27 protein-coding genes are annotated in these 26,087 nt (G+C 63.1%); 10 read left to right on the top strand and 17 right to left on the bottom strand.

Translation table 11 applies throughout. The features are described 5' to 3' along the window. Window positions 1-690: 690 nt before the first annotated feature. The 10 genes from lpdA to mdh form a co-directional block, all read right to left on the bottom strand. A complete protein-coding gene (gene lpdA / locus NKH90_RS03325) occupies window positions 691-2,097 on the bottom strand; it encodes a dihydrolipoyl dehydrogenase (RefSeq protein ID WP_352767376.1) in 1,407 nt (468 codons plus the stop codon). A gap of 18 nt (window positions 2,098-2,115) precedes the next feature. Further along, window positions 2,116-2,871 carry an SDR family oxidoreductase gene (locus NKH90_RS03320; RefSeq protein WP_352767374.1) on the bottom strand — a complete coding sequence of 252 codons (756 nt, stop codon included), beginning with the start codon at window positions 2,869-2,871 and terminating at the stop codon, window positions 2,116-2,118. Continuing rightward, window positions 2,868-3,395, bottom strand: coding sequence for a hypothetical protein (locus tag NKH90_RS03315; RefSeq protein ID WP_352767372.1), 528 nt, complete (start codon window positions 3,393-3,395; stop codon window positions 2,868-2,870). Before NKH90_RS03315 ends, NKH90_RS03320 begins: the two co-directional genes overlap by 4 nt. Window positions 3,396-3,418: 23 nt before the next feature. Continuing rightward, window positions 3,419-4,720, bottom strand: coding sequence for a 2-oxoglutarate dehydrogenase complex dihydrolipoyllysine-residue succinyltransferase (gene odhB, locus NKH90_RS03310; RefSeq protein WP_352767370.1), 1,302 nt, complete (start codon window positions 4,718-4,720; stop codon window positions 3,419-3,421). A 29-nt stretch (window positions 4,721-4,749) separates the two neighbouring features. Beyond that, window positions 4,750-7,737 carry a 2-oxoglutarate dehydrogenase E1 component gene (locus tag NKH90_RS03305; RefSeq protein ID WP_352817287.1) on the bottom strand — a complete coding sequence of 996 codons (2,988 nt, stop codon included), beginning with the start codon at window positions 7,735-7,737 and terminating at the stop codon, window positions 4,750-4,752. A 126-nt stretch (window positions 7,738-7,863) separates the two neighbouring features. Then, window positions 7,864-8,766, bottom strand: a complete 903-nt coding sequence (gene sucD, locus NKH90_RS03300; RefSeq protein WP_352450172.1) for a succinate--CoA ligase subunit alpha — start codon at window positions 8,764-8,766, stop codon at window positions 7,864-7,866. A 12-nt stretch (window positions 8,767-8,778) separates the two neighbouring features. Beyond that, complete coding sequence (locus NKH90_RS03295; RefSeq protein ID WP_352817285.1) at window positions 8,779-9,276, bottom strand: DUF1579 family protein; 498 nt, start codon at window positions 9,274-9,276, stop codon at window positions 8,779-8,781. Between the two features lie 2 nt (window positions 9,277-9,278). Beyond that, window positions 9,279-9,650: a cupin domain-containing protein gene (locus NKH90_RS03290; RefSeq protein WP_352615464.1), complete on the bottom strand. Its 372-nt coding sequence runs from the start codon at window positions 9,648-9,650 to the stop codon at window positions 9,279-9,281. 626 nt (window positions 9,651-10,276) lie between these two features. Beyond that, entirely contained in the window at window positions 10,277-11,470 is a 1,194-nt protein-coding gene (sucC, locus tag NKH90_RS03285) for an ADP-forming succinate--CoA ligase subunit beta (protein WP_352817282.1), read from the bottom strand. A 41-nt stretch (window positions 11,471-11,511) separates the two neighbouring features. Then, a complete protein-coding gene (gene mdh, locus NKH90_RS03280) occupies window positions 11,512-12,480 on the bottom strand; it encodes a malate dehydrogenase (RefSeq protein ID WP_352456335.1) in 969 nt (322 codons plus the stop codon). Window positions 12,481-12,712: 232 nt separating this feature from the next. On the opposite strand from mdh, the gene NKH90_RS03275 reads away from it, so the two are divergent. Then, window positions 12,713-13,141, top strand: coding sequence for a GNAT family N-acetyltransferase (locus NKH90_RS03275; protein WP_352817279.1), 429 nt, complete (start codon window positions 12,713-12,715; stop codon window positions 13,139-13,141). Window positions 13,142-13,175: 34 nt separating this feature from the next. On the opposite strand, the gene zapE is transcribed toward NKH90_RS03275, so the two are convergent. Next, complete coding sequence (gene zapE / locus NKH90_RS03270) at window positions 13,176-14,378, bottom strand: cell division protein ZapE (RefSeq protein WP_352615472.1); 1,203 nt, start codon at window positions 14,376-14,378, stop codon at window positions 13,176-13,178. Window positions 14,379-14,521: 143 nt separating this feature from the next. Further along, the gene (locus NKH90_RS03265) at window positions 14,522-15,061 is read right to left on the bottom strand and encodes a protease inhibitor Inh/omp19 family protein (protein WP_352615473.1); all 540 of its coding nucleotides are present in this window, start codon (window positions 15,059-15,061) and stop codon (window positions 14,522-14,524) included. Window positions 15,062-15,365: 304 nt separating this feature from the next. Between NKH90_RS03265 and NKH90_RS03260 the strand changes: the two genes are divergently transcribed. The 8 genes from NKH90_RS03260 (at window position 15,366) to NKH90_RS03225 (ending at window position 22,478) form a co-directional block, all read left to right on the top strand. Next, complete coding sequence (locus NKH90_RS03260) at window positions 15,366-16,376, top strand: MBL fold metallo-hydrolase (RefSeq protein WP_352817274.1); 1,011 nt, start codon at window positions 15,366-15,368, stop codon at window positions 16,374-16,376. A gap of 70 nt (window positions 16,377-16,446) precedes the next feature. Then, window positions 16,447-16,608: a DUF1328 family protein gene (locus tag NKH90_RS03255; RefSeq protein ID WP_031195454.1), complete on the top strand. Its 162-nt coding sequence runs from the start codon at window positions 16,447-16,449 to the stop codon at window positions 16,606-16,608. Window positions 16,609-16,682: 74 nt separating this feature from the next. After that, window positions 16,683-17,567 carry a diaminopimelate epimerase gene (dapF, locus tag NKH90_RS03250; protein ID WP_352615475.1) on the top strand — a complete coding sequence of 295 codons (885 nt, stop codon included), beginning with the start codon at window positions 16,683-16,685 and terminating at the stop codon, window positions 17,565-17,567. Next, on the top strand, window positions 17,567-18,868 hold the full coding sequence (gene mtaB, locus NKH90_RS03245; protein ID WP_352817270.1) for a tRNA (N(6)-L-threonylcarbamoyladenosine(37)-C(2))-methylthiotransferase MtaB: 1,302 nt from the start codon (window positions 17,567-17,569) through the stop codon (window positions 18,866-18,868). The genes dapF and mtaB overlap by 1 nt, the downstream gene beginning before the upstream one ends. An 11-nt stretch (window positions 18,869-18,879) precedes the next feature. Further along, window positions 18,880-20,469: a signal recognition particle-docking protein FtsY gene (gene ftsY / locus NKH90_RS03240; RefSeq protein ID WP_352817267.1), complete on the top strand. Its 1,590-nt coding sequence runs from the start codon at window positions 18,880-18,882 to the stop codon at window positions 20,467-20,469. Between the two features lie 60 nt (window positions 20,470-20,529). Beyond that, window positions 20,530-21,195, top strand: a complete 666-nt coding sequence (locus NKH90_RS03235; protein WP_352493215.1) for a septation protein A — start codon at window positions 20,530-20,532, stop codon at window positions 21,193-21,195. 88 nt (window positions 21,196-21,283) lie between these two features. Further along, on the top strand, window positions 21,284-21,904 hold the full coding sequence (locus NKH90_RS03230) for a pyridoxamine 5'-phosphate oxidase family protein (protein ID WP_352685342.1): 621 nt from the start codon (window positions 21,284-21,286) through the stop codon (window positions 21,902-21,904). Window positions 21,905-21,944: 40 nt separating this feature from the next. After that, entirely contained in the window at window positions 21,945-22,478 is a 534-nt protein-coding gene (locus tag NKH90_RS03225; protein WP_352767671.1) for an NADPH-dependent FMN reductase, read from the top strand. Window positions 22,479-22,585: 107 nt separating this feature from the next. On the opposite strand, the gene NKH90_RS03220 is transcribed toward NKH90_RS03225, so the two are convergent. Both NKH90_RS03220 and NKH90_RS03215 read right to left on the bottom strand, forming a co-directional pair. Further along, window positions 22,586-22,795 (bottom strand): tautomerase family protein, encoded by a 210-nt coding sequence (locus NKH90_RS03220; protein WP_352540817.1) that lies wholly within the window; start codon window positions 22,793-22,795, stop codon window positions 22,586-22,588. 32 nt (window positions 22,796-22,827) lie between these two features. Beyond that, window positions 22,828-23,745: an SMP-30/gluconolactonase/LRE family protein gene (locus NKH90_RS03215; RefSeq protein ID WP_352767356.1), complete on the bottom strand. Its 918-nt coding sequence runs from the start codon at window positions 23,743-23,745 to the stop codon at window positions 22,828-22,830. A 264-nt stretch (window positions 23,746-24,009) separates the two neighbouring features. Between NKH90_RS03215 and NKH90_RS03210 the strand changes: the two genes are divergently transcribed. Further along, entirely contained in the window at window positions 24,010-24,177 is a 168-nt protein-coding gene (locus NKH90_RS03210) for a hypothetical protein (protein ID WP_023721879.1), read from the top strand. 16 nt (window positions 24,178-24,193) lie between these two features. Here the strand turns inward: NKH90_RS03210 and NKH90_RS03205 are convergent, their stop codons facing one another. From NKH90_RS03205 to ccmD, 3 genes are read right to left on the bottom strand one after another with little or no spacing between them, the layout of a single operon-like run. Beyond that, a complete protein-coding gene (locus NKH90_RS03205) occupies window positions 24,194-25,237 on the bottom strand; it encodes a DUF2332 domain-containing protein (protein WP_352491646.1) in 1,044 nt (347 codons plus the stop codon). 15 nt (window positions 25,238-25,252) lie between these two features. After that, a complete protein-coding gene (locus NKH90_RS03200) occupies window positions 25,253-25,828 on the bottom strand; it encodes a DsbE family thiol:disulfide interchange protein (protein ID WP_352817262.1) in 576 nt (191 codons plus the stop codon). Continuing rightward, window positions 25,825-25,992, bottom strand: a complete 168-nt coding sequence (gene ccmD / locus NKH90_RS03195; protein WP_352456348.1) for a heme exporter protein CcmD — start codon at window positions 25,990-25,992, stop codon at window positions 25,825-25,827. The genes NKH90_RS03200 and ccmD overlap by 4 nt, the downstream gene beginning before the upstream one ends. Window positions 25,993-26,087 lie beyond the last annotated feature (95 nt).

The following is a 26,087-nucleotide window of genomic DNA, read 5'->3' as shown; positions in this document are numbered from 1 at the left end:
GCTATTACTTGATGTTTTTCATCCACGGAGGACACCTTTATGGCGAACACACCCAATCCGAACGACCCATTCACCTCGCCGGGCTCCGCACGGCCAAGCGGCGGCGGCAGCGGCTGGCTGATTGCCCTGGTCGTCGTTATCCTGGCAATTGTCGCCTATTATGTTTTTGGAAGACGTAGCGAGGCACCTGCGCCTGCCGAACCGCCCGCAGCCAGCACACCAGCTCCCGCCCCAGCGCCGGCCGAGCCGATGAAACCAGCCGAACCGGCTCCTGCGCCAGCTCCGGCAACGCCCGCTCCGGCTCCGGCCCCGGCAACACCGGCTCCGGCTCCGGCTCCGGCCCCTGCGCCAGCCCCGGCACCAGCACCAGCGCCGGCACCGGCTCAGTAATCAGACTGCTGATTTAATATATGAACGGTCCGCTGAAAGGCGGGCCGTTTTTTTGGGGAGCAGCCGTCGATGCTCTGAGCTGCGATTAGCCATGGGCCAACTTCATCTTCGTCATCCAGCGCGGAGCAGGAGCGAAGCGACATCGCGGAGACCCTGGAATCCATCTGCGGTTGAGAATGGAAGCCGTCTGTGGTGATCCTTCGCGCCCCTCTCTGTCCTGCCGGACATCTCCCCACTTGGGGCCACTTGGGGGAGATTGGCTATTTCGCCAATCGCCACCGTCGCCTGCGATTCAACCGCTCAGATATGGATCGGCTTGAAGAACGTCGCCAATGCCGCCTCCTTTACCGCTTCCGACATTGTCGGATGGGCGTGACAGGTGCGGGCTAGGTCTTCCGACGAGCCGCCAAATTCCATCAGCACGGCCGCCTCGTGGATCATCTCGCCGGCGCCGAAGCCGACGATGTGGACGCCGAGTACACGGTCGCTGGCCTTGTCGGCCAGGATTTTCACAAAGCCGTCGGTGTGCAGCATGGCGCGCGCGCGGCCATTGGCGCTGAACGGGAATTTTCCGGCCTTGTAGTCGATGCCGGCCTTCTTCAATTCTTCTTCGGTCTTGCCGATCGTGGCGATTTCCGGCGTGGTGTAGACGACGCTCGGAATCACGTCATAGTTCACATGACCGGCCTGGCCGGCGATGGTCTCGGCCACCGCCACGCCCTCGTCTTCGGCCTTGTGGGCAAGCATCGGCCCGGCGATGACATCGCCGATGGCGTAGATGCCGGGCACGTTGGTCCTGAGATGGCCGTCGGTCTTGACCCGGCCGCGCTCGTCGACGTCGACGCCGGCCTCCTTCAGCCCGAGAGCGTCCGAATAGGCCCGTCGTCCCGTCGCAATCAGCACCGCGTCCGCCTCGATCGTCTCGGCTGCTCCGCCCTTGACCGGCTCGAAGGTAACCGTCGCCCCCTTCTTGGCCTTGGCGACGCCGGTCACCTTGGCGCCCAGCCTGAATTCAAAGCCCTGCTTCGACAGCAGGCGCTGGAACTGCTTGGAGACCTCGCCATCCATGCCGCCCAGGATGGTGTCGAGGAACTCGACCACGGTGACCTTGGCGCCGAGCCGCGCCCATACCGAGCCGAGCTCCAGACCGATGACACCACCGCCGACCACCACCAGATGGCCCGGCACCTTGTCCAGCGACAGCGCGCCGGTCGACGAGACGATCACCTTCTCATCGAAATCGACCTTGACGCCGGGAATGCCGGCGACGTCGGAGCCGGTGGCGATGACGATGTTCTTGGTCTCGATCTCCTCGACCTTGCCGTCATCGGAGGTCACCGACACCTTGCCGGCCGCAACCACCTTGCCGGTGCCACGAAAACTGTCGATCTTGTTCTTCTTGAACAGGAAGGCGACGCCATTGACGTTGGCCGTCACCGTCGCATCCTTGTGTGCCATCATCTTCCCAAGGTTGAGCTTGGGCGCGCCGATCTCGACGCCGAGCGCCTCGAAGGAATGGCCGGCCTCGGCAAACATCTCGGACGCATGCAGCAGCGCCTTTGACGGGATGCAGCCGATGTTGAGGCAGGTACCGCCGAAGGTCGGGTTCTTTTCGACCACCGCCGTCTTCAGACCGAGCTGCGCCGCCTTGATGGCGCAGACATAGCCGCCTGGTCCCGATCCGATGATAACGACGTCATAGGCCATGATACTGTCCCTTTTGCTTTAGCGGCCGCCGCCGATTTCCAGATTGGCGCCGGTTGTGTAGGACGCCTCGTCCGACAGCAGCCAGAGAATTGCAGCTGCGACTTCCTCGGCGGTGCCGACGCGCTGCATAGGCACCACCTTGCGCATTCTCTCGGCGCGATCCGGCTGACCGCCGGAGGCATGAATTTCGGTGTCGATGATGCCCGGGCTGACCGCGTTGACACGAATGCCTTCGCCGGCCACTTCGCGGGCAAGCCCGACGGTGAAGGAATCGAGCGCGCCCTTGGAGGCGGCGTAGTCGACATATTGGCCCGGCCCGCCAAGCCTTGCCGCGATCGAAGAAACATTGGCGATGGCACCGCCCTTGCCGCCATGCCTGGTCGACATCCGCTTCACCGCCTCGCGGGCGCAAAGCATCGGCGCGATCACATTGATGCGCATCATGCGCTCCAGCCTCGCAGCGCTCAGCTCGTCGACGCGCGCGCTCTGGTCGACCACGCCGGCATTGTTGACGAGCGCGTCGAGCCGACCGAAACGGGCATCGACAGCCTCGAACATGGCCAACACGTCCGTCTCGCTGCCGACATCGCCCTTGACCGCAAAGGCTTCTCCGCCAGCAGCCTCGATGTCGGCGACCACCGTTTCGGCGGCTTTTGCATTCGACATGTAATTGACCGCAATGCGATAGCCGGCCCTGGCGGCAAGCCTGCATGTAGCGGCGCCGATGCCGCGGCTGCCGCCGGTCACCAGCAGGATCTTTCCGCTCGCGCTCATTCCTGACATCCCTTCAGGGCAAAGACGTCCCAGGGCACCTTGGAAAAGCCGTTGGCGCTATAGGCCGCCGACATCTGCAGCGACGCTCCCAGATCAGGCAAGATCAGCTTCTTCGGCGCATCCTTTCCTTCGCCCGGCAGCAACGCGATATTGCCCTGGTCGTCGGCAGTGTAGATGACGCCCTCCCACACGGTGCAGGCGGCGAGCTCGTCGCCGGTGACGTCGCCGGCCGGGCATTTGTACATCAGCGAGCCATGCGGCCGCGCCGCGCCCTCGGTCCACATGACGATGCCGTCGAGCACGACGCCGTTGTCGAGCACCATCTTGAAGCTGTTGGTGACGGCGGCCGACTCGCCGGTCGGCCTGAAATCGATCTCGGCGGCGTCTTCAGGATCGCCATAGACGGCGAGCTCGAGCGGGCAGGCGGCGAGGGCCGCGAAGACCGTCTGCACGCCGAGTGCGCAGATTGTGACAAACAAACCGGACCGGAAACGAGAGGAATTCATCCGGCGGCGCAGATCCATGCTCCGGCTCACGTCGGCCAACCCTAGAGGTCGAGCACCAGCCGCTCGGGATCCTCCAGGCTTTCCTTGACCCGGACCAGGAAAGTCACCGCTTCCTTGCCGTCGACGATGCGGTGGTCGTAGGACAGCGCCAGATACATCATCGGCCGGATCACGATCTGGCCGCCGACCACCACCGGCCGCTCCTGGATCTTGTGCATGCCCAAAATGCCCGACTGCGGCGCATTGAGGATCGGCGTCGACATCAGCGACCCGTAAACGCCACCGTTGGAAATCGTGAACGTGCCGCCTTGCATATCGGCGACGGAGAGCTTGCCGTCGCGCGCCGCAAGCCCCAGCCTGCCGATGTCCTTCTCGATTTCGGCGATTGACATCTGGTCGGCATTGCGCACAACCGGCACGACAAGGCCTTTCTCTGTACCGACGGCAACGCCGATATGAGCGTAGTTCTTGAAGATGATGTCGGTGCCGTCGATCTCGGCATTGACCGACGGGATCTCCTTCAGCGCATGGGTGACGGCCTTGGTGAAGAAGCCCATGAAGCCGAGCTTCACGCCGTGCTTCTTCTCGAACACGTCCTTGTATTTGCCCCTCAGCGCCATCACCGCGCTCATGTCGACCTCGTTGAAGGTGGTCAGCATGGCGGCGGTCGATTGCGCTTCCTTGAGGCGGCGCGCGATCGTCTGGCGCAGCTTGGTCATGCGCACGCGCTCCTCGCGCGACGCATCGTCGGCCGAGGACGGCGCGCGCGCGGCAACGGGTGCCGGTACAGGCGCTGCCTTCGGCATTTCTGCCGGCTGCGACGGCGCGCCCCTGGCGATAAGGTCGAGCACGTCGCCTTTCAGCACCTGGCCGCGCTTGCCCGAGCCCGACACCTGGTCGACCGCGAGATTGTGCTCGGCCAGCAGCTTTGCCGCCGACGGCGCCGGCGGCATTGTGCGCGTCTCGATCGCGCCGGCGTCGCCGGCGATCTTGGCCGTCTCGGCAGCGGCCTGCTTGACGCTCGAGGCTGCGGTGGGAGCCGAAGCCTGCGATACCGCATCTTGTTTGTCCGCCGGAGCGGCGGCGGCATTGGCTGCCGCGCCGGCGCCCGCCGAAATCGTGCCGAGCAGTGCGCCGACGCCGACCGTCTCGCCTTCCTTGACGGCGATCTCGGCGAGCGTGCCCGCGGCGGCGGCCGGCACTTCCACCGTCACCTTGTCGGTTTCGAGCTCAACCAGCGGCTCATCGGCGGCGATCGCGTCGCCGACCTTCTTGAACCATTTGCCGATGGTCGCCTCGGTGACGGATTCACCAAGTGTCGGGACGCGGATTTCGGTTGCCATTGTGCCTGTCCGTTTCTTTCGGTTCTGTTCTATTCACCAAGCGCGTCGTCGAGCAAGGCGGCAAGCTGGGCGAGATGCTTCGACATCAATCCGGTCGCCGGCGAGGCGGCGGCTGGCCGGCCGGTATAGCGCACCCGCTGATGCTTGGCGTCGATATGCGCCAGCACCCATTCGAGATACGGGTCGATGAACGACCATGCGCCCATGTTCTTGGGCTCCTCCTGGCACCACACCATCTCGGCATTGCGAAAGCGCGACAGTTCGGTGATCAGCGCCTTGGCCGGGAACGGATAGAGCTGCTCGACGCGCAGCAAATAGATGTCGTTGATGCCGCGCTTCTCGCGCTCTTCGTAGAGGTCGTAATAGACCTTGCCCGAACAGAGCACGACACGGCGGATTTTCGAATCCTTGGTGAGCTTGATGGCCTGGCCCGACAGCAGCTGCGCGTCGTCCCACAACAGCCGGTGAAAGGCGCTTTCGCCCGACATTTCCGGCAGCGTCGACACCGCCCGCTTGTGGCGCAGCAGCGACTTCGGCGTCATCAGGATCAGCGGCTTACGGAAGTCCCGCTTCAATTGCCGGCGCAAGATGTGGAAGTAATTGGCCGGCGTCGTGACGTTGGCGACCTGCATATTGTCTTCGGCGCAAAGCTGCAGGAAGCGCTCGAGCCGGGCCGACGAGTGCTCCGGCCCCTGGCCTTCATAGCCATGCGGCAGCAGGCAGACGAGGCCCGACATTCTGAGCCATTTGCGCTCGCCCGACGAGATGAACTGGTCGAACACCACCTGGGCGCCGTTGGCGAAGTCGCCGAACTGCGCTTCCCACAGCGTCAGCGCCTTCGGCTCGGCCAGCGAGTAGCCATATTCAAAGCCGAGCACGGCCTCTTCCGACAGCATCGAGTTGATGACCTCGAAGCCGGCCTGCGCCGCCGACAGATTGTTGAGCGGAATGTAGCGTGTCTCGTCGCGCTGGTCGTAGAGCACGGAATGGCGCTGCGAGAAGGTGCCGCGCTCCGAATCCTGTCCGGACAGCCGGATCGGATTGCCGTCGAGCAGGATGGCGCCGAAGGCCAGCGCCTCGGCCGTCGACCAGTCGATGCCTTCGCCGGACTCGATCGCCTGGCGGCGGTTGTCGAGGAAGCGGATGATCGTCCTGTGCGCCTCGAAATCCTTCGGCACCTCGGTCAGTTTCTTGCCGATCTCCTTCAGCATCTTGACCGGCACGGCGGTCTTGCCGCGCCGCTGTTCGTCCTGGTTGTCGGCCGAGCGCAGGCCGGACCAGGCGCCGTCCAGCCAGTCGGCCTTGTTCGGCTTATAGTGCTGGCCCACCTCGAATTCCTGCTCGAGATGCGCCCGCCAATCGGCCTTCATCTTTTCGAACTCGGCCTGGGTGATGTGGCCTTCGGAAATCAGCCGGTCGGCATAGATCTGCACCGTCGTCTTCTGGTTGCGGATCTTGCGATACATGATCGGCTGGGTGAAGGCGGGCTCGTCGCCCTCATTGTGGCCGAAGCGGCGGTAGCAGAACATGTCCACCACGACAGGCTTGTGGAATTTCATGCGGAATTCGATCGCCACCTTGGTGGCATGGACCACCGCTTCCGGATCCTCGCCGTTGACGTGGAAGATCGGCGCCTCGATCATCTTGGCCACGTCGGACGGATAGGGCGACGAGCGCGAGAAGCGCGGGTTGGTGGTGAAGCCGATCTGGTTGTTGATGATGAAATGCAGCGTGCCGGCGACGCGGTGGCCGCGCAGGCCGGACAGGCCGAGGATTTCGGCAATCACGCCCTGGCCGGCAAAGGCGGCGTCGCCATGCAACAGCAGCGGCAGCACCTTGGCGCGCTCTTCCAGCGGCACGATCTCCTCGCGGCTGCGGCCGAACAGATAGTCCTGCTTGGCGCGCGCCTTGCCCATCACCACCGGGTCGACGATTTCCAGATGCGAGGGATTGGCGGTCAGCGACAGATGCACCTTGTTGCCGTCGAACTCGCGATCCGACGAGGCACCGAGATGGTACTTCACATCGCCCGAGCCCTCGACCTCGTCGGGCGCAGCCGAGCCGCCCTTGAACTCATGGAAAATGGCGCGGTGCGGCTTGGCCATCACCTGCGACAGCACGTTCAGCCGGCCGCGATGCGCCATGCCGAGCACGATCTCCTTCATGCCGAGCTGGCCGCCGCGCTTGATGATCTGCTCCAGCGCCGGGATCAGCGACTCGCCGCCATCAAGGCCGAAGCGCTTGGTGCCCTTGTACTTGACATCGATGAATTGCTCGAAGCCTTCCGCCTCGACAAGCTTCTGCAGGATCGCCTTCTTGCCGGCGGCGGTGAAGGAGATCTCCTTGTCGGTACCCTCGATGCGCGCCTGGATCCAGGCCTTCTCCTCGGGATCGGAAATATGCATGAATTCGACGCCGAGCGTCGAGCAATAGGTCCGGGTCAGGATATCGAGCATCTGCCGGATGGTGCCGAATTCCAGCCCGAGTACATTGTCGAGGAAGATCGGGCGGTCGTAATCGGCTTCGGTGAAGCCGTAATTCTCCGGCGACAGCTCGTTATAGTCCTCGAGCGGCTTGGCGATGCCGAGCGGATCGAGATTGGCGTGCAAATGGCCGCGCATGCGGAAGGCGCGGATCATCATGATGGCGCGGACGGAATCGCGCGTCGCCTGATGCACGTCGGCGTCGGAAAGCGCTGCGCCGTTGCCGGCCGCCCTGTCCTTGACCTTTTTTTCGATGTGCTTTTCGATCAGGCCCCAATTGCCGTCCAGCGCCGAGACCAGCTCGCCATTGGCCTGCATCGGCCAGGAGGGTTTGGCCCAAGAGGCGCCCTTGGCGTTCCTGCGCACGTCGCCGGCGTCGTCCTTCAGCGCCGCGAAGAAGTCCCGCCATTCGGGATCGACGGAAGCGGGATCGTCCTCATAGGCGGCATAGAGCGCGTCGATGTAATCGGCATTGCCGCCATAGAGGAAAGAGGTAAGCGAAAATTGGTCGTTGGCCTGATCTTGTCTTGCCATGTCACTGTCGAAGCCTTTGCTTCGTCTCCTTTGTTGGAGGGGAGTAAGGGAATAGGGGAGTAAGGGAGTAGGGCAAATGCCCTCGTCTTGTTCCCTACTCCCCTATTCCCGTACTCCCTTACTCCCCTAACCCTTGATCGCCTCGACCAGCGTCGTGCCGAGCCGGGCCGGCGACGGCGAAACCTTGATGCCGGCCGATTCCATCGCCGCGATCTTGTCTTCCGCGCCGCCCTTGCCGCCGGAGATGACCGCGCCCGCATGGCCCATGGTGCGGCCCGCCGGCGCGGTGCGCCCGGCGATGAAGCCGGCCATCGGCTTGCTGCGGCCGCGCTTTGCCTCGTCCTTGAGGAATTGCGCGGCGTCTTCCTCGGCCGAACCGCCGATTTCACCGATCATGATGATCGACTTGGTCTCGTCGTCGGCGAGGAACATCTCCAGCACGTCGATGAACTCCGTGCCTTTGACCGGGTCGCCGCCGATGCCGACGGCGGTGGTCTGGCCGAGGCCGACATTGGTGGTCTGGAACACCGCCTCATAGGTAAGCGTTCCCGAGCGGGAAACAACGCCGACCGAGCCCTTGCGGAAGATGTTGCCGGGCATGATGCCTATCTTGCATTCGTCGGGGGTCAGCACGCCGGGGCAGTTCGGCCCGATCAGCCGCGACGTCGAACGGTCGAGCCTCGCCTTGACCTTGATCATGTCCATCACCGGTATGCCCTCGGTGATGCAGACGATCAGCGGGATCTCGGCCTCGATCGCTTCCAGGATCGCTTCGGCAGCACCCGCCGGCGGCACGTAGACGACCGAAGCGTTGGCGCCGGTCCTGGCCTTGCCTTCGGCTACGGTGGCGAAGATCGGAAGCGCCTCGCCCTTGGCGCCGGTCCAGGTTTCGCCGCCCTTCTTGGGGTGGATGCCGCCGACCATCTTTGTGCCGTGATAGGCGAGCGCCTGTTCAGTGTGAAACGTGCCGGTCTTGCCGGTCAGGCCCTGCACCAGCACCTTGGTGTTCTTGTCGACGAGAATGGACATCGGAGCCCTTTTCTAAAAACCATTGATCGAGGAAGGCGAGACGCGCCGGTAGACGCCGCTCACCATGTCTTGCCAGCCATCGCCGCCGGCAGGTTTGAAATGCAGTCGCATGCCGAAGGCATCGGCATTGTCGAAAATATAAGTCACACGCGCGGAGCCGCGCTGCGACGACCGCTCCAGAACCAGCTCCGTGCCGTTCCAGCTGCCTTTGGCCGGCGACATCGGCACGAAACCCATCGAATCGAACTGGTGCATGGTGACGATTTTGTTTTGCTGGTCGAAGCCGAACACGCTGTACGCGCCGAACGAAACCGTGCCGTCGCGGCGCTGGCGATAGCGCTGCACTACGAACAGGCCGCCGAACTGTGCCTCTGCCAGTATTTCCGAACTCGCTGTTCCGCCGTCGACCCATTTCGTGGCCGACACCTCTTCCTCGCCGCGCCACGCTCCGACCAGCGCCCGGAGGCGCTGGTGATCGGCCGAGAGTGAGGAGAAGGGCGCAGCGTTCATGGTCAGAGCCGCTTGAGATCGGCGACGGTGAGGTCGCTCTTAGCGTTGCCGGTGTTGAGCGTCGTCGCCGGCTCGAACATCAGCACCACCGGCTGTTCGCTGAGCGAGCGCGGCCGGTGCTCGACGGCGCGCGGCACAACGATGAACTCGCCGCTGCCAAGCTCAACCGTGCCGTCGCGGAAATCGATGGCGATGCGGCCGCGCAGCACCAAGAATGCTTCGTCTTCATTGTCATGCGCGTGCCAGTCGAAGACATCGCCGAACTTGGCGATCTTGACCTGGCTGTCGTTCACGTCGCCGGCGATATGCGGATCGAAGACCTTCTTGATCTTCTGATCCGCCGCCTCGACGAGGTTTATCTTGTGCGGAGGCACAGGCTCATTCCTTCACGCTGAGGGCCGTCATCCTCGCTCGAAATTTGGTCGCGGGTCATTCCGGACTGACCCCATGATGCGGAGAATTAGACCCGAAACGAAAAACTCCTGTTAGCTTACCATCCAGCGGCTGGTCGCTTATCGTTCCGACAAAACGGCACTTTCCGTCGTTTTGAACCGAAGTCTCACATTCTTTGCTTACGAAAAGCCGCATCAAGGTTTGGTCCGGCAGATCGTCAATAATTTGTTCTTTTGGTATTTCGACCAAACCTTGCGATCGGACATAGTTATCGAACTCTGATATCCGAGTCGTAGTTCCAAAAACCTCGCAAACATCTATCGCAGGACCACTTCCATCTGTTCTCGCAGACCTCAGGGTCACAAAAGGCCTAGAGAGGTTTCCGGATCGGTCGCGAACATAGGTTTTTATGCCGAAATCGTTCGAACGGATTGAAAACCCATTCTCTAGAGCCAATTGCTCGCTTCTCATCAAATCACCGTCAGACGCTATGCAAATATTCTCATAGAGCACGACTGCATCCGAAATCTCTTCTGATTGCGATGGAACGGCCAGACAGCCGAACCCAATTGCGCACAGAAGTCGGGTCGAAATCATCGACTGCCCTTTACCCCTTCACCGCCGCCACGATCTTCTTGGCCGCGTCATCGAGGTCATCGGCCGACACCACGTTCAGCCCGCTGTCGTTGATGATCTTCTTGCCGAGCTCGGCATTGGTGCCTTCCAGCCGCACCACCAGCGGCACTTGCAGGCCGACTTCCTTGACCGCGGCGATGACGCCCTCGGCGATGATGTCGCACTTCATGATGCCGCCGAAGATGTTGATCAGAATGCCTTTGACCGCCGGATCCTTGGTGATGATCTTGAACGCCGCCGTCACCTTTTCTTTCGACGCGCCGCCGCCGACATCGAGGAAGTTGGCGGGTTCGGCGCCATAAAGTTTGATGATGTCCATCGTTGCCATGGCGAGGCCGGCGCCGTTGACCATGCAGCCGATATTGCCGTCGAGCGCGACATAGGCGAGGTCGTATTTCGACGCCTCGATCTCCTTCTCGTCCTCTTCGGTGGTGTCGCGCAATTCAAGCACGTCCGGGTGACGAAAGAGCGCATTGTTGTCGAACGACACTTTGGCGTCGAGAACGCGCAGCCGGCCGCTCCTCATGACGATCAGCGGGTTGACCTCGAGCAGGCTCATGTCCTTCTCGACAAAGGCCTTGTAGAGGATGGGGAACAGCGTGGCGCCATCCCTGGCGGCGTCGCCGTCGAGCTTCAGCGCGCCGTTGAGCTTCCTCACATCTTCCGCAGTCACGCCCTTTTCCGGGTCGATGGCGACGGTAATGATCTTTTCCGGCGTGTCGTGGGCGACCGCCTCGATGTCCATGCCGCCCTCGGTCGAGACGACGAAGGCGACGCGCCCGACCGAGCGGTCGACCAGGATCGACAGATAGAGCTCGCGCTCGATGTCGGCGCCGTCCTCGATATAGAGCCGGTTGACCTGCTTGCCGGCCGGGCCGGTCTGCTTGGTGACCAGCGTATGGCCGAGCATCTCCTTGGCGTTGGCGACGACCTCGGCCACCGACTTCGCCAGCCTGACGCCGCCCTTGGCATCGGGCCCGAGCTCCTTGAACTTGCCCTTGCCGCGGCCGCCGGCATGGATCTGGCTCTTGACCACATAGAGTGGGCCGGGCAGCGCCTTGGCGGCAGCTTCCGCCTCGCTCGCCTTGAACACCGGCACGCCCTCGGCCACGGGTGCGCCAAAGCCTTTCAGCAGCGCCTTGCCCTGATACTCATGGATGTTCATGCGCTATGTCTCCAGCTTGCTTGGCGGGCTTGGTTACCGGCTTACTTGGCCGCGAGATGCGGAGCGATCTTGACGCAGGCGTCGCACAGGCCCTGCACCGCCGCGACCGAATTGTCGAACATCTTCTGCTCGCTCTTCGCGAGCTCGATCTCGATGATCCGCTCGACGCCGCCGGCGCCGATTACCACGGGAACGCCGACATAGGTGTTTTTGACGCCATATTGGCCGGAGAGGTACGCCGCACAGGGCAGCACCCGCTTCTTGTCCTTGAGATAGGCTTCGGCCATGGCGATGGCCGAGGCGGCCGGCGCATAAAAGGCGGAGCCTGTCTTGAGCAGGCCGACGATCTCGGCGCCGCCGTCGCGGGTGCGCTGCACGATCTGGTCGAGCCGCTCTTTCGAGGTCCAGCCCATCTTGATGAGGTCGGGCAGCGGGATGCCGGCAACCGTCGAATAGCGGATCATCGGCACCATGGAATCGCCATGGCCGCCGAGCACGAAGGCGGTGACGTCCTCGACCGAGACCTTGAATTCCTCGGCCAGGAAATAACGAAAGCGCGAACTGTCGAGCACGCCGGCCATGCCGACGACATGGCTCTTGGGCAGGCCGGAAAACTTCTGCAGCGCCCAGACCATGGCGTCGAGCGGATTGGTGATGCAGATGACGAAGGCTTTCGGCGCGTATTTCTTGAGGCCGGCGCCGACCTGCTCCATCACCTTCAGATTGATGCCTAGAAGATCGTCGCGGCTCATGCCGGGCTTGCGCGGCACGCCGGCGGTGACGATGCAGACATCAGCGCCCTCGATGCCGGCATAGTCGTTGACGCCGGTCAGCCTCGAGTCGAACCCATCGACCGGCGACGACTGCGCGATGTCCAGTCCCTTGCCTTGCGGGATGCCTTCGGCGATATCGAACAGCACGACGTCGCCGAGATCCTTGAGGCCGACCATGTGGGCGAGGGTGCCGCCGATCATGCCCGAGCCGATGAGCGCTATCTTGTTGCGTGCCATGTCAGGATATTTTCCCTTTGACTATGACGGCGCCCAAATCCTTAACGATTTGATGACGGCGTCGGAGGAAGAGGCCGGAATGCTGCGGAACCGCGAAATGCGCCGCACGCAATAGCCCCGGCCGCGCAAAAATTCAAACGATTATTTTGGAGTGAGTAATTTCAATCGGTTAGAAACAATGGGAATTACGTAAACGTCAAAATTATGAAGCCGACTAGAGGAATTCTACACAATGGCACTGGAAATCAGAAGACTGTTTCCTGGCGATGACGCCCTTGTGATGCGGGTTGCCGGCGAAGTCTTCGACGAGCCAGTCAGGCCGGATCGGCTCTCCGCCTATCTCGCGGAGCCCGGTCATTTCATGGTCGTGGCCCTCGCCGACGACATCGTCGTTGGCCAATGCGCAGCCGTCATCCACCGCCACCCGGACAAGGTGAGCGAACTCTACATAGACGAGGTCGGCGTGGCGCCGGCCTTTCAACGCCTGGGCATTGCGACGAGGATGCTCGGCGCCATGTTGGCACTCGGTCGCGAGCATGGCTGTGAGGAGGCGTGGGTCGGCACCGAGCCGGACAATGTCGCTGCTCGCGCACTTTACGAGTCGCGAAAAGAGCCGCATGGGCCGGCGGAGGGGTTCGTCATGTATGTTTATCGATTATAGGCGCCGGCGGCAGCGCCCCCTTCGGTACTATCCCTCACGCCTGTGCCTGCCGTGCCTCCGTCGATGATCCCTGCGCCCTCTGCCTCTTCGCCCAGTCCTCCAGCCAGTCGTGGCTCTGCATCTCGATCAGCCGCGATGCGGTGCGCTCGAACTCGAAGACTTCGTTGCCGCGCTTGGCCGTATAGAGCTGCGCCGGCGGTGCCGCGGCGCTCATCACCAGCCGTACATGATGATCGTAGAGCGTATCGACCAGCAGGATGAAGCGCTTGGCTTCGTTGCGCTTGCCTTCGCCGAGCACCGGCACATGGTCGATGAAGATGGTCGAGAAGCGGGCGGCAATGGCAAGATAGTCGCGGGCGCCGAGCGGCCTCTCGCAGAGATCGGCGAAGGAAAACCGCGCAGCCTCCCCTGCAGCCCGCGGCACCATGACGTGCCGGCCCTTCACCGTCAGCATCGTCTCGGCCGTCGGCCTGCCATGTGTCATCACCGCCCACGCGTCGTCGAGCGCATGGTCGGCGGCGGCATCGGCCGGGGTGACGTAGACCGGCATGCGGCTGAGCTTGTCGAGGCGGTAATCCTTGTCGGCGTCAAGCGCCAGCACCTGCGCGTGGCGCTCCAGGATAGCGACAAACGGCAAAAACAACTGACGGTTCAGGCCGTCGCGGTAGAGATCCTGCGGCGCAACATTGGAAGTGGCAACCAGCACCATGCCATTGGCAAACAACGCCGAAAACAACCTTGACAGGATCATCGCATCGGCGATGTCGGTGACGGAGAACTCGTCGAAGCATAGCACCCAGGCTTCCTCGGCCAGCGCGCGCGCCACCGGCGGGATCGGATCGTCCTCCTTGGCCGTGCCGTTCTTGCGAGCCTGTCGGTGCTTCTGGATGCGGTCCTGCACGTCGGCCATGAAGTCGTTGAAATGCACCCGGCGCTTGCGCCGCACCGGCAGCAGCTCGAAAAACATGTCCATCAGCATGGTCTTGCCGCGGCCGACGCCGCCATGGATATAAAGGCCCTTGACCGCCTCGTGCACCTCGCGCTTGCGGGCGAACAACCACCCCAGCGCGCTTGATTTCTGCGCCAGCCGCTTTGCCGATATCTCTTCGATCAGCCGGTCGAGCGCAGCGGCGATCCGCTCCTGCGCCGGATCGCGCCCGATGGCGCCCGTCTCGACCAGATGGTCATAGCGCTGCTTGACGGTCGCATGGGTCTGGAGGCCGTCACGCAGATGCATTGGTCACGTCGTTCCGGAGCAATTCCAAGAAAAGTGTGTAGCGGTTTTCTGTCGGGAATTGCGTAAAAAACAAAAGAGGCAATTCCAGGAAAAGTGTGTAACGGTTTTCCGTCCGGAATTGCGTAACAATGGGGGCCGTTTTCTTACCTTGTAAGCGAGATCGGCAGGCCGTTGGAAGTCTGGCCGTCGAATTTCTCGCCGCCTGAGGAATAAAGCCGTGCCAGCGTGCCGCCATTCTCGTCGTAGAGCGTCAGTTGCTTGCCGGCGACGTTCCAGGATTTGATGCCATCGAGCGGCGCCGGGCAATGCAGCGGTCCGGCGCGGTAGCCCGACCCGAATTTGGTCTGCGGCGTCGCCACCTGACAGCTCTGGCCGGACACGCTTGCCTTCCAAACACCGGCGACGCTGGACGCGGTCAGGTCGGCTGCACCGGCCGGCGCCGTCCCGTCGGGCGGCAGCGAGGCGACCTGCGTGCTCTGCGGCGCGGTCGGAAATTTCGACGGGTCGGCCGGGCCGGGTGTCGCCGGTGGCGGCAGCTGGTTTGCAGTCACCTTGCCGGCGGGCGCAGCTTCCAGCGGCGCCGGCTGCTGCTCATCCATCGATGTGAACCGTGAGGTTGAACAGCCGCTCGCAACGAGCACGGCCAACGATACGGCCAGCGGGCCGGTTTTCGAAAATTTCATTCTTCAACCTCCGTCGGATCGGGCTGGGGATGCCGTCCGCGCAATGTCCCCCTCACCAAGATGGAGAAGGTGGCGAAATTTCAACCCGATATGGTTAAAATACGGTTTGCGCCGGTAATGTTGCAAATTTGTCGCAAAATTCACATTGCCTGAAATTGCGTTACGCCTTGGCCGTTTGGCCGACACCTCCGGTTGATTCGATACGGCGCGCTGGCGCCAAATCCTTGGCGTTCACCTCAAATGCTTGTGCGGGCCGGCGCCGGCATTATCTCTTGGGATCAGCAAACTGCAGGGAGCCGATTTCTTGGCCGCGAGAAAGAGAGCCGCCAACCGCTATTACAGCGGGCCGCCCAGCGATCATTTCGACGGCACCTTGTTCTTCAATCCCGACGGACGGCCGCCGAGTCGCTTTGCCGATCTGTTGAAATGGCAATTGAGCCGCGAGCGCTCGAAATGGCCGGCGGCGGATCCGAGCCCGTTTCCACCGGCAAGACCGGTCGAGCGCATCGATGGTTCTGCGCTGCGCCTCACCATGGTCGGTCATTCCTCGCTGCTCGTCCAGACAGCCGGCCTGAACATCCTGACCGACCCAGTCTGGTCGCGACGCGTCTCGCCGCTCTCCTTCGCCGGTCCGAAACGCGTCAATCCGCCGGGCATCGCGTTTTCGCATTTGCCGCCGATCGACCTCGTGCTGGTCAGCCACAACCATTACGACCATCTCGACCTCGCCACGCTGAAGCGCCTGAAGACAAGACACGACCCGCTGCTGCTGACGCCGCTCGGCAACGACACGATCATCGGCGCTGCCGTGCCCCGTATGAGGCTTTCCGCGCATGACTGGGGCGACCGGGTCGATATCGGCGATGGCGTCGCCGTCCATGTCGAGCCGGTGCACCACTGGTCGGCCCGCGGTACTCGCGACCGGCGCATGGCGCTGTGGGCGGGTTTCGTCGTCGAGACACCCGACGCAAAGATCTATTTCGCCGGCGATACCGGCTTCCACGGTGGCATCAATTACCGGCTGATGGCGCAAAAGCACGGCGGCTTCCGCCTCGCCATCCTGCCGATCGGCGCCTACGAACCGCGCTGGTTCATGGCGCCACATCACCAGGATCCGGAGGAGGCGGTGCAAGGCATGCTTTTGTGCAACGCCGCCTATGCAGCCGGCTGTCACTGGGGCACGTTCCGGCTCACCAACGAGCCGATCGACGAGCCGCCCAGAAAGCTCGGCGAAGCGCTCGATGCTGCCGGCCTGCCGCGGCAACGTTTTCGCGCCTTGCGGCCGGGCGAAGTCTGGGACGTGCCGGCGGTCTAGCGCGGCGGAACCTAAGGCATCACATAGACGTTTGTAGGTGTTCAAACCTGTCGGCTGCGAGGTGTCTCTCATGATCAGGTGGATCATCATTCTTTTGATTATCGCGGCCGCGGCGAGCCTGCTCGGCATGCCGGCACTGGCCGGAGCCGCCGCCACCGGCGCGCGCATCCTCATCGGCATCGTGCTGATCATCTTCCTGCTGATCGTGCTTGGCGTCTTCGCGGTGACTTGAAAATCACGCCGCGCTGGTAATTTCTGCCGCTATCCGCCATATAGGCGCCAAACCGGCAAGAGACCTTTCGATCGATGGCAAGCGCGGCCCCTTTCGCCAAGATGAACGGCATCGGCAACGAAATCATCGTTGCCGATATGCGTGGCCGTGCCGATCGCGTGGCGCCTGCGGCAGCCGTCGCGCTTAATGCCGATGCGGCGACCAGGTTCGACCAGATCATGGCGATCCACGACCCCAGGACGCCGGGCACCGCCTTTTTCATCGACATCTTGAATTCCGACGGAACCAGGGCGCAAGCCTGCGGCAACGGCATGCGTTGTGTCGTCCAGGCGCTCGCCGCCGAGACCGGCCAGAAGACATTTGCCTTTGAAACAGTCGCCGGCATCCTCAATGCCGAGGAACATGCCGACGGAATGATCTCGGTCGACATGGGCAGGCCGCGCTTTGGCTGGCAGGACATCCCGCTGGCCGAGGAATTCCGCGACACCCGCATGATCGAGCTGCAGATCGGCCCGATCGATGCTCCGGTGCTGCATTCGCCGTCGGTCGTCTCGATGGGCAATCCGCACGCCATCTTCTGGGTCGACCGCGACGTCTGGTCGTACGAGCTCGAGCGCTTCGGCCCGCTGCTCGAAAACCACCCGATCTTCCCCGAGCGCGCCAACATCACCATCGCGCAGGTGACCTCGCCGGAGACCATGGCCATCCGCACCTGGGAGCGCGGCGCCGGTCTGACCAAGGCCTGCGGCACGGCTGCTTGCGCCGCTGTGGTCGCCGCGTCCCGCACCCGGCGTACCGGCCGCGGCGTCACGCTGATGACGCCCGGCGGCGGCTCGCTGCATGTTTTGTGGCGCGACGACGACCACGTCATCCTCACCGGTGCCGCCGAATGGGAATTTTCCGGCAGCTTCGATCCGTCGACCGGGGCGTGGGCGCGCGACACCGAAAGCGCCGCCTGATGGCTCCTCTTGGCAACAAGGGTATCGAGGTCGTCACCTTCGGCTGCCGGCTGAACACCTATGAATCCGAGGTGGTGCGGCGTGAAGCCGAAAGTGCGGGCCTCGGCGGCCTCGAAGGCGGTGCCATCATCTTCAACACCTGCGCCGTCACCGGCGAGGCTGTACGCCAGGCCAAGCAGTCGATCAGAAAAGCCCGCCGTGAGAACCCGGCCGCCCGCATCATCGTCACCGGCTGCGCCGCGCAGACCGGCCCGCAGGATTTCGTCGCCATGGACGAGGTCGATCTCGTCCTCGGCAATGAGGAAAAGCTGAAGGCGCATTCCTATCGCGCGCTGCCGGATTTCGGCATCAACGACACTGAGAAGGCGCGCGTCAACGATATCTTTTCGGTGCGCGAGACGGCCGCCCACATGGTCGACGCCATCGAGGGCCGGGCGCGCGCTTTTGTCCAGGTGCAGAACGGCTGCGACCACCGCTGCACCTTCTGCATCATTCCGTACGGTCGCGGCAATTCGCGCTCGGTGCCGATGGGCGCCGTGGTCGAGCAGATCAAGCGACTCGTCGGCAATGGTTATGCCGAGATCGTGCTGACGGGCGTCGACATGACCAGTTTTGGCGCCGATCTGCCGGGCGCACCGAAGCTCGGCAAATTGGTCAAGACCATCCTGAAGCAGGTGCCAGACGTGAAACGCCTGCGGCTTTCCTCGATCGACTCGATCGAAGCCGACGACGATCTGCTGGACGCCATCGCCACCGAGCCGAGGCTGATGCCGCATCTGCATCTGTCGCTGCAATCGGGTGACGACATGATCCTGAAGCGGATGAAGCGCCGGCACAGCCGCGACCAGTCGATCCGCTTTTGCGAGGATGTGCGCAAACTGCGCCCCGGCATTGTTTTCGGCGCCGACATCATCGCCGGCTTCCCGACCGAGACGGACGCCATGTTCGAAAACTCGCTGGAGATCGTCGAGGAATGCGGCCTGACGCATCTCCACGTCTTCCCGTTTTCGCCGCGCCAGGGCACGCCCGCCGCGCGCATGCCGCAGCTCCGCCGCGACGTCGTCAAGCAACGCGCGGCACGCCTGCGCGCCGCCGGCGAGGCCGCCTATCGCCGCCATCTTGCCTCGCTCGCTGGAACGCATCAGTCGATCCTGGTCGAGCGTGACGGCCTTGGCCGCACCGAAGGGTTTACGCTGGCCGCGGTCTCTGCCGGCGCTCCGGGCGACATTGTCGAGGCTGATATCGCCGGCCATGACGGTATCCGACTGATCGCCGCGCCGCTTGCCGCCCGCGCCGCCTGAGAGCGCAAGACATGGCTGGGTTTTTCAAGAAGATATTTTCGTTCGGCAAGAAGGAAGTCGTCGAGGAGCGGCCCGACGAGGCCGCGCCGCTGCCGCCGATCAAATGGGACGAACTGGAGGCGCTGAAACCGGTCGCCGAGCAGGCCGTCCCGGAGTTTTTGAAACGCGAAGAATCGCGGCCCGAAGTCGAAGCCGTACCTCCACCGCCAGTCGAACCAGAGTTGCCTCCGGCACCGCAACCGGCGCCGGAAGAGCAGAAGCCTGAGCCGCCGCCGACCATTCCACCCGAGCCGGAAACGCCTGCTGAGGAACCGGAGGAGATCCGGGCCGAGCCGCAGCAGCCAGAAATCGTCCCCTCCCAGCCGGAACCTGCACCCGTCGAAGTGCCGGTAGTGCCCACCGAGGCTCCCTCAGCAGCGCCAGTGCACGAAGTCCCGCCCGCCGAAATACCGCCCCCGATCCGCCAGCCAGCGCCGGTCGAGACGAAACCGATCTTGACCGAGATCGCGCCCGAACCGGAGGTCGTGCCGGCGCCCCACCCTCCCATCGAGGGGGAGGTAAAGCCCGAGCCGGAAGCCGTTCCGCAACCAGCGCTGGAGCCAAAGCCCGCCCCCGGCAAAGTCACCGTAACCAAGAAGGTCGAGCAGAAAGCCGAGCCGCAGAAGGCGCCCGAACCGGCGCCGAGGCGTTCCTGGTTCCAGCGCATGCGAGACGGGCTTGCCCGGTCTTCCCGGGAGTTGTCCGGCAACATCGCCGGCGTCTTCACCAAGCGGAAGCTTGACGAGGATACGCTGCAGGACCTGGAGGATGTGCTGATCCGCGCCGATCTCGGCATGGAGACGGCTTTGCGCGTTACCGACGCGCTCTCCGCCAGCCGCTACGGCAAGGACGTCTCCGACACCGAAGTCCGCGCCATCATGGCGGCCGAGGTGGAGAAGGTACTGACCCATGTCGCCATGCCGCTAGAACTCGATCTCAGCCACAAGCCGCATGTCATCCTGGTCGTCGGTGTCAACGGCACCGGCAAGACCACAACCATCGGCAAGCTGGCGGCAAAGCTGACCGATGGCGGCCTCTCGGTGATGCTCGCCGCCGGCGACACTTTTCGCGCCGCCGCGATCGAGCAGCTGAAGATCTGGGGCGAGCGTACCAACTCGCCGGTCATTGCCTCGAAGCTCGGCGCCGATGCCGCCGGCCTCGCCTACGATGCATTCGAGCGCGCGAAGGAGGCCGGCTCCGACGTGCTGATCATCGACACCGCCGGGCGGCTGCAGAACAAGACCGAACTGATGGCGGAACTGGAAAAGATCGTCCGGGTGCTGGGCAAGCTCGATCCGGAAGCGCCGCACACCGTGCTGCAGACGGTCGATGCCACCACCGGCCAGAATGCGCTCAACCAGGTCGAGATCTTCCGCAATGTCGCCGGCGTCAACGGCCTGGTAATGACCAAGCTGGACGGCACGGCGCGCGGCGGTATTCTGGTGGCGATCGCGGCAAAGCACAAATTGCCGGTCTATTTCATCGGCGTCGGCGAACAGGTCGACGACCTCGAACCCTTTTCCGCAAGCGAATTCGCCAGGGCGATCGCTGGAGTGGCTTGACGAGCATGATTCCGAAAAGTTGCAGGCTCTTTGGATTGGATCATGCGTAAGAAGGACGCTATGAACCCACCCATCCTCGAAGGCGACCCGTCCGATCCGCGACGCAGGGCGTTGAACCCCGGCCTGAAATTCCTGCTCGAACTCGGGCCTGGCCTGGTGTTCTTTTTCACCACCATCCGCGGCGCGTGGCTTGTCGGGAAGTTTCCGATCCTCGGCCATATCGGCGAGCCTATCCTGATTGCCACAGCGTTCTTTATGGTGGCGACGGCGCTATCGCTCAGCGTTTCGTGGATTTTGACGCGCAGCTGGCCGATCATGCCGTTGGTCTCGGCCATCGTGGTGTTTGTGTTTGGCGCGCTGGCGCTGTGGCTGCAGGACAAGACCTTCGCTTTCATGAAGCCGACAATCATCAACAGCCTGTTCGGCATCACGTTGCTTGGCGGGTTGGCGTTTGGCAGATCGCTGTTGGGCTATGTCTTTGATTCCGCCTTCAATCTCGACGCCGAAGGCTGGCGCAAGCTCACTTTCCGATGGGGACTCTTCTTCCTTTTTCTGGCTGCGCTGAACGAGATCGTGTGGCGCAACTTTTCTGAGGAAGCCTGGCTTTATTTCAAGGTCTGGGGCACGATTCCCATTACCCTTGTCTTCACGTTAAGCCAAATGCCGTTGATCCTGCGCCATTCGCTCGAGGACAAGGCCGGCAAGGAAGAGAAGGCCGGCAAATAGAGCAATTCCAGGAAAGTGTGTAGCGGTTTTCCCGGGAAAGCGCGTAGCGTTTTCCCTAGGGAATTGCATCAGAATAAGGGGAGAGGGCATGGAATTCATCACCACTCGCGACGAGTTGAGGACGATCTACAAGACGCCTCGGCTGACCGACGGCTCGATCCGCAAGGAATTGAAGACATTGGACGGCCACTGCCGTTCATTCATCGGCAAGAGCCCGTTCGTGCTGATCGGCTCGTCCGACGGCGCCGGCAATGCCGATGTGACGCCCAAGGGCGACAGGCCGGGTTTTGTGGCAGTGCTCGACGAGAAGACCATCGCCATCCCCGACCGGCCGGGCAACAACCGGCTCGACACGCTGGAGAACATCCTTCTCAATCGCTCGGTCGGGCTGCTCTTCCTCATTCCCGGCATGAACGAGACGCTGCGTGTCAACGGCGATGCCCGCATCACCGTCGATGCGGCGTTACGCGAGCGGCTGGCGGTCGACGGCAAGGCGCCGCAAAGCGTCGTCGTGGTGACGGTCAAGGCCGCCTATATGCATTGCGCCAAGGCCTTCATGCGCTCCGAACTGTGGAAGCCGGAGAGCTGGTACGACCGCGCGACGCTGCCGACGCTCGGCCAGATCCTGCGCGACCAGCTGGCGCTCGCCGATTCGGCCGAGGCGACCGACCGCTGGCTGGATGAGGAATACAGGGAGACCATGTGGTAGCGTGCCCGGCAACGAATCGCCCAAGCCGGTCTCCATTCCTTTGCTGAACATCCTCGCCATCTCCGGCAGCCTGCGCGCCGCCTCGACCAATTCGGCCCTGGTCGCGGCACTCGCGCAAAACGCGCCGCCGGACTGTCACGTCTTCGTCTACGATGGACTTGGCCGGCTGCCGATCTTCAACCCCGACGACGAAGGCGAGCGGACGCCGCCGCAAGCAGCAGTGCTGATCGATGCGGTCACCGCCGCTGACGGCGTCATCGTCTCCTGCCCGGAATATGCCCACGGTGTGCCAGGCGGCCTGAAGAACGCGCTTGACTGGCTGGTGTCGCGCGATGCCGCCGTTGGCAAGCCAGCCATGCTGGTGCATGCCTCGCCGCGCTCGCTGTTTGCCCGCGCCGCACTGGTCGAGATCATGCGGACAATGTCTTTTGCGCTCCATGAGGAAGCAGCGCTCGAAATAGCGCTGCTCGGCAAGAAGCCGCCGGAGGTGGAGGATATCTTGTCGCAGCCGGAAAACCGGCTGACGATGCGCGATGCCCTATCCGCCTTCGCGGAGTTCATCCGCTCGCGGTGAACGCCGGACCGTGCTTTCGCCATCCCAGGGTCTCCGCGACGGAGTTTCGCTCCTGCTCCGCCCCCGGGATGACGACGCTAGGAGCTGCGGCCAATCTGTGCCGGGAACTATCCCTTGCTCCTCCGCGTCTCGACGTCGGTCCCGCCGACGAACCAGTCGCGTGCAGCGACCTCCTCGAAAACCACCCAGACATCGTTGTTGGTCAGGCCGGTGACGCCGGTGATGGCCGCCGTCACCTGGGCGGCGATCGCGGCCTTTTTGCCGGCCGGGTCGTCGGCAATCACCTCCTTGACCAGGCGGATATTCACGAATGGCATGGTTCCCTCCCTTGCATATGCTTGGCGGCCGCTCAGTAGGTTTTGGCGCCGTTGACCATGAGCCGGACCATGTAGAGCGAGGTCGTGCCGGCGATGTAGAGGCAGTTCAGCTTGTTGCCGCCGAACACGCAATTAGCAACGACTTCCGGTACCTTGACCTTGCCGATCAGCGTCCCGTCTGGATCGTAGCAATGGACCCCGTCGGCGGCACTGGTCCAGATGCGGCCGTCCGCATCCAGCCTGAAACCGTCGAACAGGCCGGCGGTGCAGTCGGCAAAGACCTTTTCGCCTGAGACCGTCTTGCCGCCCTGGCCGACATTGAACACCCGGATGTGTGCCGGATTTTGCGCACCATGCGTGCGGCCGGTATCCGCGACATAGAGTTGGCGCTCGTCGAGCGAGAAGGCGAGCCCGTTGGGCCTGACCATGTCGGTGATCACCGCCTCGGTCTCGCCGGTGCCGGGATCGACCCGGTAGACATGGCAGGCGCCGATTTCGCTTTCGGCCTTGTCGCCCTCGTAATCGGTATCGATGCCGTAGCTCGGATCGGTGAACCAGATCGAGCCATCGGACTTGACCACCGCGTCATTGGGCGAGTTCAGCCGCTTGCCGCGCCATTTGTCGGTGATGGTGATGACCGAGCCGTCATGCTCGGTGCGGCTGACGCGGCGGCCGGAATGCTCGCAAGTAACCAGCCGGCCTTGCCGGTCGACGGTGTTGCCGTTGGAATTGCCGGACGGCTGACGGAACACGCTGACGCTGCCGTCGGTCTCGTCGTAACGCAGCATGCGATTGTTCGGGATGTCGGACCAAACCACATAGCGCCCGGCTGCAAACCAGGCCGGTCCTTCCGCCCATCGGCAGCCGGTAAACAGCCTGTCCACCTGTGCATTGCCGTTGAAAAGCCGCGAAAAGCGCGGATCGAGAACTTCGTAGAATTCGCTGGCCATGGTTCCTCCCGGTAGCAGTCGCTTGGCAAGGGCGCGATCAAGCCAGCCTGCGATCGATATGGCAAGATCGATGATGCGTCAGAGCATTATGGAATGCGAATGCTGGCCCGGACGGCAGGTCACATCCCGTTAACCGGCTATGCGCCCAGCGCAATGGTGCATTGCAACATCTTATTTTTGCAATGCACCATAACTATGTCATGCTCCGTATCGATCAAGGGAGGAACAACTGGCCGCGAAATGCGGCGCAAAAGGAAACTCGCTATGATCATCGACAGCCTCATGAGCCGCGCTCGCGCCAGCATCGCCAAGCGCCGGCATTACAACCGCCTCGTCGCCGAAATCGACAGCTTCAGCAGCCGCGACCTCGCCGACATGCGCGCCGACCGCTCAGAAATGCTCTACCAGGTCCACAAGCAGATCTACGGCTGAGTGAATGGGATCGGGCTTAGCCCACCCATTCGATCCAGCGGCCGTGGTAATCGCAATGGGCCAGGCGGTGCGTCTCGCCGCCCGGCCATAAAGTCAGGCTGAGTACCGCCCAATTGTTTGTGGGATCGCGCGGCTCCATCCTCAGCCTTGCGATAGGCGCAGCGGCCGTGGCCTGTCTGCCCGCCTGCTCCAGGGCGACGATGATCGCATCCTTGGTCGCCCGCGGCAGGTATTGCCACATGATCGAATGATAGAGCACAAAAGCGCCACCCTCCTGCCGCGCGGCCAGCGCCTTCCCGACAAAATCCGCCGCGTCCGCTTTGACAAGTGGCGGTCGAAACTTTTCGGCAAGTGACAGCGCAGCGTCGAGCCGGGCCAGCCGCGTAGCCTGATCGGCCCAGACGTAAGACCGAAGCCGTAACCGTGTGGCTGCGTCGGCGACATCTACCGGCGCGATGTCACAGCCGGCGCGGTGGCGGACGTCGATCGCTCCACCAAGCGGAACAGCGAGTCCGCGCACCTCCGGCGCCAACCGAACGGTGGAGGTCCGGTCGCCCCACTCGGCATCGCCGTAGCGGTAGTGAAAGCTGTCGAACAGGAGATTGAGCCCAGCGCTGGCGCCAATCTCGCACAAGTCCAGCGGCAGGCCGGTTTCCCGCGCGACTGTCAGAAATCCAGGCAGCAGCATCGCCGACCGGGCGATTTCATTGGTCTGCGGCGCACCGGCGAGGCCGGCGACGATCCGCTCGTCGGATCGCGCAATTGCCTCCGGCAGCACCGCCGCGATCTCGGATTCGCTTGTCTGGTTGGGCGGATAGATCAGTGCCAATCGCTCATTGGCACCCGTCAGGACCAACCCATGCAGCGCGCCGCAAAGCCGCAATGCGAGGGCGTCGGCGCGCGCGTCGCCCGGCCAACCGAGCACCGCCTGCCCGGTCCTGGTGTTTGCGTCGAGAACCTTAGCGAGCGCACGGCATAAATTCGCGGTGAAAGGCGAGCCAAGTCCATCGCAGGCTTTCGCCTGTGCCAGAAAATGATCGCGGATGTCTCGTTCATCCATCGCGTTTCAGGTGTCTCAGCCCGGAGCCGCGAGCGCCTTCTCGATTTCGGGTAACAGCAGCGTCCGCGCCGAGTCCGGCGTCAGCGGCCCTACATGCTTATAGGCGATCTTGCCATCCTTGCCGATGACGAAGGTCTCCGGCACGCCGTAGACACCCCAGTCGATCGCCGTGCGTCCGGCCTGGTCGACGCCGATCGCCTGGAATGGGTTGCCGAGATCGCCAAGGAACCGACGGGCGTTTTCCGGCTGGTCCTTGTAGTTCAGCGCGGCCATGACGAAACGTCTGTCCTGCGACAGCGCCAGCAGCACCGGATGCTCTTCGCGGCACGGCGCGCACCAGGACGCGAAGACATTGACCAGCGTCACCTTGCCGGCGAACTGTTTTGAATCAAGGCCCGGCAAATTGGTGCCTTCGAGCGCCGGCAAGTTGGTCTGCGGCGCCGGCAGGCCGATCAGCGCCGACGGCACTTCCGACACGTCGCGCCCGGACAAAAGCTGCGCCAGGAACAATCCCGCCAGCCCGAGAAAGACCAGCAGCGGCAGCAGCACGATCAGGCGGCGGCGCGCCGGTGTTTGGGTTTCCGTGCTCATGATTTTACTGCCTTATCGGAGCGCCGGCGCACGCCGGATGCCTCCAGCTCGGCAAGCTCTCGCTTGCGGCCGCGCTGGTCGAGCAGAATCCAGCCGATCAGCCCGCCCAGCACCACGGCCGTGATCGCATAGGCGGCGGTGACATAAAGGGCGTGAACGCTCATTTTCCCGATCCAAGGCTTCTCACGGCGGAATTCATAGCCTCACCGGCTGTTTGTCGCAATGAACGGGTCTGCGGCAGATTTGCGGTTATCGCAAG

The organism is Mesorhizobium sp. M0898 (genome assembly GCF_040319695.1).
Classification (GTDB): Bacteria; Pseudomonadota; Alphaproteobacteria; order Rhizobiales; family Rhizobiaceae; genus Mesorhizobium.
Note: the sequence above shows the minus strand (reverse complement) of the source record. Positions and strands in the feature narration are given on the sequence as shown.

Excerpts from the sequence above, each read along its gene's own strand:
- NKH90_RS03315 (WP_352767372.1), bottom strand. The coding sequence starts at position 3,395 with ATGGATCTGCGCCGCCGGATGAATTCCTCTCGTTTCCGGTCCGGTTTG.
- NKH90_RS03210 (WP_023721879.1), top strand. The coding sequence starts at position 24,010 with ATGATCATCGACAGCCTCATGAGCCGCGCTCGCGCCAGCATCGCCAAG.
- NKH90_RS03230 (WP_352685342.1), top strand. The coding sequence starts at position 21,284 with ATGGAATTCATCACCACTCGCGACGAGTTGAGGACGATCTACAAGACG.
- dapF (WP_352615475.1), top strand. The coding sequence starts at position 16,683 with ATGGCAAGCGCGGCCCCTTTCGCCAAGATGAACGGCATCGGCAACGAA.
- NKH90_RS03320 (WP_352767374.1), bottom strand. The coding sequence starts at position 2,871 with ATGAGCGCGAGCGGAAAGATCCTGCTGGTGACCGGCGGCAGCCGCGGC.
- NKH90_RS03205 (WP_352491646.1), bottom strand. The coding sequence starts at position 25,237 with ATGGATGAACGAGACATCCGCGATCATTTTCTGGCACAGGCGAAAGCC.
- mtaB (WP_352817270.1), top strand. The coding sequence starts at position 17,567 with ATGGCTCCTCTTGGCAACAAGGGTATCGAGGTCGTCACCTTCGGCTGC.
- sucC (WP_352817282.1), bottom strand. The coding sequence starts at position 11,470 with ATGAACATCCATGAGTATCAGGGCAAGGCGCTGCTGAAAGGCTTTGGC.
- mdh (WP_352456335.1), bottom strand. The coding sequence starts at position 12,480 with ATGGCACGCAACAAGATAGCGCTCATCGGCTCGGGCATGATCGGCGGC.
- NKH90_RS03305 (WP_352817287.1), bottom strand. The coding sequence starts at position 7,737 with ATGGCAAGACAAGATCAGGCCAACGACCAATTTTCGCTTACCTCTTTC.
- sucD (WP_352450172.1), bottom strand. The coding sequence starts at position 8,766 with ATGTCCATTCTCGTCGACAAGAACACCAAGGTGCTGGTGCAGGGCCTG.
- odhB (WP_352767370.1), bottom strand. The coding sequence starts at position 4,720 with ATGGCAACCGAAATCCGCGTCCCGACACTTGGTGAATCCGTCACCGAG.
- ccmD (WP_352456348.1), bottom strand. The coding sequence starts at position 25,992 with ATGAGCGTTCACGCCCTTTATGTCACCGCCGCCTATGCGATCACGGCC.
- NKH90_RS03235 (WP_352493215.1), top strand. The coding sequence starts at position 20,530 with ATGAACCCACCCATCCTCGAAGGCGACCCGTCCGATCCGCGACGCAGG.
- NKH90_RS03255 (WP_031195454.1), top strand. The coding sequence starts at position 16,447 with ATGATCAGGTGGATCATCATTCTTTTGATTATCGCGGCCGCGGCGAGC.
- NKH90_RS03275 (WP_352817279.1), top strand. The coding sequence starts at position 12,713 with ATGGCACTGGAAATCAGAAGACTGTTTCCTGGCGATGACGCCCTTGTG.
- NKH90_RS03265 (WP_352615473.1), bottom strand. The coding sequence starts at position 15,061 with ATGAAATTTTCGAAAACCGGCCCGCTGGCCGTATCGTTGGCCGTGCTC.
- NKH90_RS03220 (WP_352540817.1), bottom strand. The coding sequence starts at position 22,795 with ATGCCATTCGTGAATATCCGCCTGGTCAAGGAGGTGATTGCCGACGAC.
- lpdA (WP_352767376.1), bottom strand. The coding sequence starts at position 2,097 with ATGGCCTATGACGTCGTTATCATCGGATCGGGACCAGGCGGCTATGTC.
- ftsY (WP_352817267.1), top strand. The coding sequence starts at position 18,880 with ATGGCTGGGTTTTTCAAGAAGATATTTTCGTTCGGCAAGAAGGAAGTC.
- NKH90_RS03215 (WP_352767356.1), bottom strand. The coding sequence starts at position 23,745 with ATGGCCAGCGAATTCTACGAAGTTCTCGATCCGCGCTTTTCGCGGCTT.
- zapE (WP_352615472.1), bottom strand. The coding sequence starts at position 14,378 with ATGCATCTGCGTGACGGCCTCCAGACCCATGCGACCGTCAAGCAGCGC.
- NKH90_RS03295 (WP_352817285.1), bottom strand. The coding sequence starts at position 9,276 with ATGAACGCTGCGCCCTTCTCCTCACTCTCGGCCGATCACCAGCGCCTC.
- NKH90_RS03200 (WP_352817262.1), bottom strand. The coding sequence starts at position 25,828 with ATGAGCACGGAAACCCAAACACCGGCGCGCCGCCGCCTGATCGTGCTG.